Genomic DNA, 6,374 nt, shown 5'->3' with positions numbered 1-6,374 from the left:
TCGGCTACTGGATCGCCGACAGCCGCAAGATGGCCTACAAGACCCGCTTCCAGCCGCTGGAGGCGCTCGGCCCCGGCGGCTGGACGACGATGGCCCCTGCCCCCGCCATCCCCGACCCGCTGCTCCTGTCGGCCGACGCCGCCGATTGAGCGATGCTAGGACTGGGCATCCAGTTCCAACCGTAGCGCCTCCACCCGCCGCGTAAGGCCAGGACGATATTCGGTCACGGTTCGCCAGACGGACTCGTGATCGACATCGGCATAGCCATGCGCGAGCAGATTGCGGAAGGCCACGACGCGAGGGAGCTCCGGTATCCGTCCGGCAAGAACGGGATCGATCTTGCTCAATCGATTGAGCGCTTCACCAACGATGATGCTCTGACGCTCGACCGCCGAGCGAATCATCCGATCGGCAAGATAGTCGGACAGGTTGCGCCCCTCGACAAAGTCTGCGATGGCACCCGCCGCATCGGCCACGTCCCAGAGCAGCGCGCGCGGATCACGCAGCATAGAGGCGCCGCCGGTGCCGCTCGATGCTCGACCGGACGTAGGGGTTGCGTATGGCCGAGGTCATGACGAGATCGACCTTCCGGCCGTAGACCCTCTGAAGGGCATCGCGCAGGTCGAAATATTCGTTCAGTCCGGGCGTATGACCGGGCTCGTAGTCCACGAGCAGGTCGATATCGGAGCGTTCGGGATCGAAGTCGACGCGCCGCGCTGCGGAACCGAACAGGTCGAGCCGGCGCACATGAAAGCGTCGGCACAATTCGGCGATCACCGCCGGGTCGGCCTCGATCAGCGTCCCGTCCATGGGCGCAGCCTACTCGAACGGGCGTCTGCCCGCCACGTCGCCAGCGCGCAGACTGCAGGACACGGCTGCGCTTGTACGCTCACCCGAACTTCTGGTTTTTCGGGAAGCCGTTGGGGGGCAGGCGGCCGGCGGTGGCGCGGGCGCCGAGCCAGGGTTCGAGGTCGGTCTCGGTGCGGGTGCGCTCGCCGATCTTCCACGTCAGGCCGTCGGCACGGGCGAAGACCTTGACGTCGGCGAGGCCGCCGTCCTTGTACTTCTGCAGGATGACGCCGCGGCCGCGGGCCAGCGTCGGCACCTCCTCCAGCTTGAAGACCAGGAGCCGCCGGTTGTCGCCGACGACGGCGACATGGTCGCCCGCCGCCGGGACGCAGATCCTGGCCTCGACCGCGCCCGAAACGTTCAGCACCTGGCGGCCGGCACGGGTCTGGGCCAGCATCTCGTTCTCTTCGACCAGGAAGCCGCGGCCGTCGCTCGCCGCCACCAGCAGGGTGCGGCCCGGCCGGTGCGGGAACATCGTCACCACGTCGTGATCGTTCGGCAGGTCGATCATCAGGCGGATCGGCTCGCCGAAGCCGCGGCCGCGCGGCAGCTTGTCCGCGGCCAGCGTGTAGAAGCGGCCGTTGGTGGCGAAGAGGAGGATGCGGTCGGTCGTCTCGGCCTGGACGAGGAAGCGGCCGCGGTCGCCGTCCTTGTGCTTCAGGTCGGCGTCGGAATCGACATGGCCGCGGACGGCCCGCACCCAGCCCTTCTCCGACAGCAGGATGGTGATCGGCTCGCGCTCGACCATCGCCTCGGGCGGGACCTCGGCGACGAGCGGCGCGCTCTCGATCGCGGTGCGGCGGCGGCCGAGCGGCGTGTCGCCGCCGAAGCTCTCCTGGATCTCCTTGATCTCGCGGCCGATCGCCCGCCAGCGCTTGCGCTCGCTCTCCAGCAGCCCCTGGAGACCCGACTGCTCCGTCGCCAGCTTGTCGCGCTCGCGCCGGATCTCGATCTCCTCCAGCCGCCGCAGTGCGCGCAGCCGCATGTTGAGGATGGCCTCGACCTGGATTTCCGTCAGCGCCCAGCGCCGGATCATCTCGGCCTTCGGGTCGTCCTCCTCGCGGATGATGCGGATCACCTCGTCGATGTTGAGGAAGGCGACGAGGTAGCCGTCGAGCACTTCCAGCCGCCGCGCGACCTCCGCCAGGCGGTGCCGGCTGCGCCGGACCAGGACCTCGTGGCGATGGTCGAGGAAGGCCTGGAGCGCCTCCTTCAGGCTCATCACCCGCGGCACGCCCTGGGCGTCGAGCACGTTCATGTTGAGGCCGATGCGCGCCTCCAGTTCGGTCGCGCGGAAGAGCGATTCCATCAGCACCGCGGCATCGACGGTGCGGCTCTTCGGCTCCAGCACGAGGCGGATGTCCTCGGTCGATTCGTCGCGCACGTCGGCCAGCAGCGGCAGCTTCTTCTCCGACAGCAGGGTCGCGATGCGCTCGACCAGGCGCGACTTCGCCACCTGGTAGGGAATCTCGGTGACGACGATCTGGTAGAGCCCGTGCGACAGCTTCTCGGCCGTCCAGCGGGCCCGCACCCGGAAGCTGCCGCGGCCCGTCTCGTAGGCGGTGCGGATCGCGTCCGGCCCCTCGACAAGGACGCCGCCGGTCGGGAAGTCCGGCCCCTTCACATGGTCGAGCAGGTCGACGGGGGCGACCTTGGTCTCCTCCAGCATGGCGAGGAGCGCGCCGCAGAGCTCGCCGACATTGTGTGGCGGGATGCTGGTCGCCATGCCGACCGCGATGCCGGCCGAGCCGTTGGCGAGCAGGTTGGGAAAGCGCGCCGGCAGCACCACCGGCTCCTCGCCTTCGCCGTCGTAGGTCGGCCGGAAGTCGACCGCGTCCTCGTCGATGCCGGCGAGCAGGGCCTGGGCGACCTCGGTCAGGCGCGCCTCGGTGTAGCGCATGGCCGCCGCGCCATCGCCGTCGATGTTGCCGAAATTGCCCTGTCCGTCGACCAGCGGATAGCGCGCGGCGAAGTCCTGGGCGAGGCGCACCAGCGCGTCGTAGACGGACTGGTCGCCGTGCGGATGGAACTTGCCGATGACGTCGCCGACGACGCGGGCCGACTTCTTGGGGCTGGTCGCCGGGTCGAGGCGAAGCTGGCGCATCGCGAACAGGAGCCGGCGATGCACCGGCTTCAGCCCGTCGCGGACGTCGGGCAGCGAGCGCGCCATGATGGTCGAGAGCGCATAGGAGAGGTAGCGCTCGCCCAGCGCATCGGCCAATGCGACGTCGCGGATCTCGGAAGTGTCCGTCATGGCTCTCGAATATCTGGTGGTTTCGACGGCGCACCGCCGCCGCCCATAGTAGCCAGCCGGACGATCCGGTCAACGAGGCGGCCGCGCGCCGCCGGCGCGCCGCCGCGACCGAGGGCCGCGAAGACGTGCCCGTCGAGGAAATGGCCGGTGAGGCGGAGGCCGTCCAGCACGTCAGCCGGCACCGCCGCCCCCGGCCCGCGCAGGAAGGCCGGCAGCGGCAGCAGCCGGTCGGCATAGGGTCGTCCCGCCGCCTCCGACACGGCGCGGCCGGTGCGCGGCGACACCCAGCGCAGCCCCTCCGTCGTTCCCGTCACGGCGCAGCGCGCGAGATCGAGTCCGAAGCCGAGTTCGGCCAGCAGGTCGACCTCCCAGCGGACATAGGCGGCGGCCCAGCCGGCGTCGGCGTCGAGGCGGGTCAGCAGGTCGGCCATCCCGTCGAAGGCGTGCGGGTGCGGCTCGCGCTCGGGCAGGGCGGCGTCGGCGACGGCGGCGGCGGCGACCAGCGCCGCCAGCCGGTCGGGGTCGGCGAGCAGCCGGGCGGCGTGGCCGAGGACGAGTTCGCCCGTCAGCGTGCCGAGCTGGTCGTCGAGCCGGGCGCGCCAGCGGGCGGCGATGCGGTTGCCCGGCTGGAAGACCGGGCCGGCCCGCCGGCCGGCGCCGCCATGGACGAGCCCGGACCAGCGGCCGTGGCCGCGGGTCAGCACGGAGGCGACGGCATCCGCCTCGCCGTGCCGGCGCGCCACCAGGACGAAGGCGTCCTCGGCCCATTCCATGGCCGCCGTCAGCCCGCCTCGACCAGGGCCCAGGTCAGCTCGTGCTTGTTCTGGGTCAGGTGCATCAGCCGCGATCCCGGGATCGCCGCGAAGGCGGCCGCGGTCTCGTGGTCGGTCTCGCCCTGGAACTTGATGGTGCAGACGAAGTTGCGCGCCGCGCCGGCGGCCATCCACCGCCGCACCAGGGCGAGGAGGCGCGCCGGATAGCAGATGACGTCCGAGAAGAGCCAGTCGACCGGGCCGAAGGCCGCGGGATCGAGCGAGAAGGCGCTGGCGCCGAGCCAATCGACGCCGGGCAGGGCCGCGACGGACGGCGCCAGCGGCGCCTTGTCGACCGCCGTCACCCGGGCGCCGAGCCGCTGGATCACCCAGGTCCAGCCGCCGGGGCTGGCGCCGAGGTCGACGCAACGCTCGCCCGGCACGGGACGGGTGCCGAGGCGGGTCAGCGCCTCCCACAGCTTGAGATAGGCCCGGCTGGGCGGCGCCTCGCGATCCTCGACGAAGCACCACTCGCCATCCGGCACCGGGCTCGAACAGCGCCCTGCCGCGAGCATCGTCCCGGGATCGAGGAGGGTCCAGCTCCCGAGCGGCGCCGACGGCGGCAGGTCGGGGAAGACGAGCGGACGGGCCGCCACCGGCGGCAGCTTCGCGCGGATCAGTTCGGCGCGGCGGAAATGGCCGATGGCATGGAGGTGCCAGTTGCGCTGGACGGCGCGGAGCCGGCGGGCGGCGTCGCCGATCGAGGCGATCGGATGCAGCACGGGATCGTGCCAGACGTTGCGCGCCCAGGCGGCGGGCCGGGCCGGGCCGGGGGCGGCGACGAGGTCGCCCAGCAGCGACGTCCCCTCCCCCAGCTCGGTCAGGAGCTGGGGGAGGAAGCCGTCGGCCGGAACGTAGATGGTCTGTCCGAAAGGTGTGGCGTCGGTCACCGCGGGATCGCCGACGGCCCCTGTCGGCGTCCGCGCGGAGCCGATCCCCGCGTCAGACGACCTTGTCCGTCGTCGGGTCGATCAGATGCATGTGCGCGAGGTCGGCCGCAAGCGGCATCACCTCGCCCGCCGCCACCGCCGAGGTCGGCTCGACGCGCGCCGCGACCTCGGTGCCGTTGATGCGGAAGTAGAGCAGCGTCTCCATGCCCATCGGCTCGACCACGTCGACGGTCACCGAGAAGTCCTGCGGCTGCCCGTTGCCGTAGGGCCGCCGCTCGGTCATGTGCTCGGGCCGGAGGCCGAACAGCATGTCCTTGCCGACATAGGGCTTGTAGCGCGCCGTTCGCGACTCCGGCAGCGGCAGGGAGACCTCGCCCATGCGGGCGACGAGGGCCCCGGAGGCCTCCTCGAGTCGGCAGGGAATGAAGTTCATCGACGGCGAGCCGATGAAGCCGGCGACGAACTTGGTGGCCGGCGCGTGGTAGAGGTCGTTCGGCGCCCCCACCTGCTCGATCCGGCCGCCGTTCATGACGACGACGCGGTCGGCCAGCGTCATCGCCTCGACCTGGTCGTGGGTGACGTAGACGGTGGTGGTGCGGACCTTCTGGTGCACCTTCTTGATCTCGGTGCGCATCTGCACGCGCAGCTTGGCATCGAGGTTCGAGAGCGGCTCGTCGAAGAGGAAGACCTTCGGGTCGCGGACGATGGCACGGCCCATCGCCACGCGCTGGCGCTGGCCGCCCGAAAGCTGCTTGGGCTTGCGTGCCAGGAGCTCGGTGATGTCGAGGATGCGGGCGGCATTCTCGACCCGCTGCTTGATCTCCTCCTTCGCCACCTTCTTCAGGCGGAGGCCGAAGGACATGTTCTCGTAGACCGTCATGTGCGGATAGAGCGCGTAGTTCTGGAACACCATGGCGATGTCCCGGTCCTTCGGCGGCACGTCGTTGACGACGGTGCCGCCGATCGCGATGTCGCCGTCGGTGATCTCCTCCAGGCCGGCGATCATCCGCAGCGTCGTGGACTTGCCGCAGCCGGACGGCCCGACCAGCACCACGAACTCCTTGTCCGCGATGTCGAGATCGATGCCGCGCACCGCCAGCGTGTCGTCGTACTTCTTGACCACCTTGCGCAACGTAACCTGGGCCATGCAGCCTCTCCCCTCTCCTGTTCCCGTGGCTGGTCTCAGCCCTTGGTGGCGCCCGCCGTCAGGCCGGCGATGTAGTAGTCCATGAGGAACGCGTAGATGATCAGGGGTGGCGCCGCTCCGAGCAAGGCCCCGGTCATGATCTGGCCCCAGTTGAACACGTCACCCTTGATCAGGGTGGTGATGATGCCGACCGGCAGCACCAGCTGGTCGGTCGAGGTCGTGAACGCGAGCGGGTAGAGGAACTGCGCCCAGGACACCGTGAAGGCGAAGATCGTCGCCGCGATGATGCCGGGCAGGGCCACCGGGATGAAGATCTTGGTCAGGGTCTGGATATAGCTCGCCCCGTCGATGATCGCCGCCTCGTCGAGTTCCTTCGGGATCGAGGCGAAGTAGCCGATCATGATCCAGGTGCAGAAGGGCAC

At 70.3% G+C, this 6,374-nt stretch carries 7 protein-coding genes and 1 pseudogene; 1 reads left to right on the top strand and 7 read right to left on the bottom strand.

Features of this window, described 5'->3' with window-relative positions; genetic code table 11:
* Window positions 1-149: pseudogene (locus ACE3Q3_RS13780) on the top strand (hypothetical protein); the annotation flags it as partial.
* Window positions 150-155: 6 nt separating this feature from the next.
* Here the strand turns inward: ACE3Q3_RS13780 and ACE3Q3_RS13775 are convergent.
* The 7 genes from ACE3Q3_RS13775 to ACE3Q3_RS13745 all read right to left on the bottom strand — a co-directional run.
* On the bottom strand, window positions 156-509 hold the full coding sequence (locus ACE3Q3_RS13775) for a DUF86 domain-containing protein (RefSeq protein ID WP_374446947.1): 354 nt from the start codon (window positions 507-509) through the stop codon (window positions 156-158).
* A complete protein-coding gene (locus ACE3Q3_RS13770; protein ID WP_374446946.1) occupies window positions 499-810 on the bottom strand; it encodes a nucleotidyltransferase family protein in 312 nt (103 codons plus the stop codon). The genes ACE3Q3_RS13775 and ACE3Q3_RS13770 overlap by 11 nt, the downstream gene beginning before the upstream one ends.
* Window positions 811-889: 79 nt before the next feature.
* Complete coding sequence (parC, locus tag ACE3Q3_RS13765; RefSeq protein WP_374446944.1) at window positions 890-3,103, bottom strand: DNA topoisomerase IV subunit A; 2,214 nt, start codon at window positions 3,101-3,103, stop codon at window positions 890-892.
* On the bottom strand, window positions 3,100-3,876 hold the full coding sequence (gene recO, locus ACE3Q3_RS13760; RefSeq protein ID WP_374446942.1) for a DNA repair protein RecO: 777 nt from the start codon (window positions 3,874-3,876) through the stop codon (window positions 3,100-3,102). The genes parC and recO overlap by 4 nt, the downstream gene beginning before the upstream one ends.
* An 8-nt stretch (window positions 3,877-3,884) precedes the next feature.
* A complete protein-coding gene (locus ACE3Q3_RS13755) occupies window positions 3,885-4,805 on the bottom strand; it encodes an SAM-dependent methyltransferase (RefSeq protein ID WP_374446941.1) in 921 nt (306 codons plus the stop codon).
* A gap of 52 nt (window positions 4,806-4,857) precedes the next feature.
* Window positions 4,858-5,952 carry an ABC transporter ATP-binding protein gene (locus ACE3Q3_RS13750; RefSeq protein WP_374446939.1) on the bottom strand — a complete coding sequence of 365 codons (1,095 nt, stop codon included), beginning with the start codon at window positions 5,950-5,952 and terminating at the stop codon, window positions 4,858-4,860.
* A gap of 35 nt (window positions 5,953-5,987) precedes the next feature.
* On the bottom strand, window positions 5,988-6,374 hold a 387-nt coding region (locus ACE3Q3_RS13745), incomplete at its 5' end, for a carbohydrate ABC transporter permease (protein WP_374446937.1).

The organism is Allostella sp. (assembly GCF_041913585.1).
GTDB lineage: Bacteria > Pseudomonadota > Alphaproteobacteria > ATCC43930 > Allostellaceae > Allostella.
This window is presented reverse-complemented; position numbering and strand designations above follow the sequence as displayed.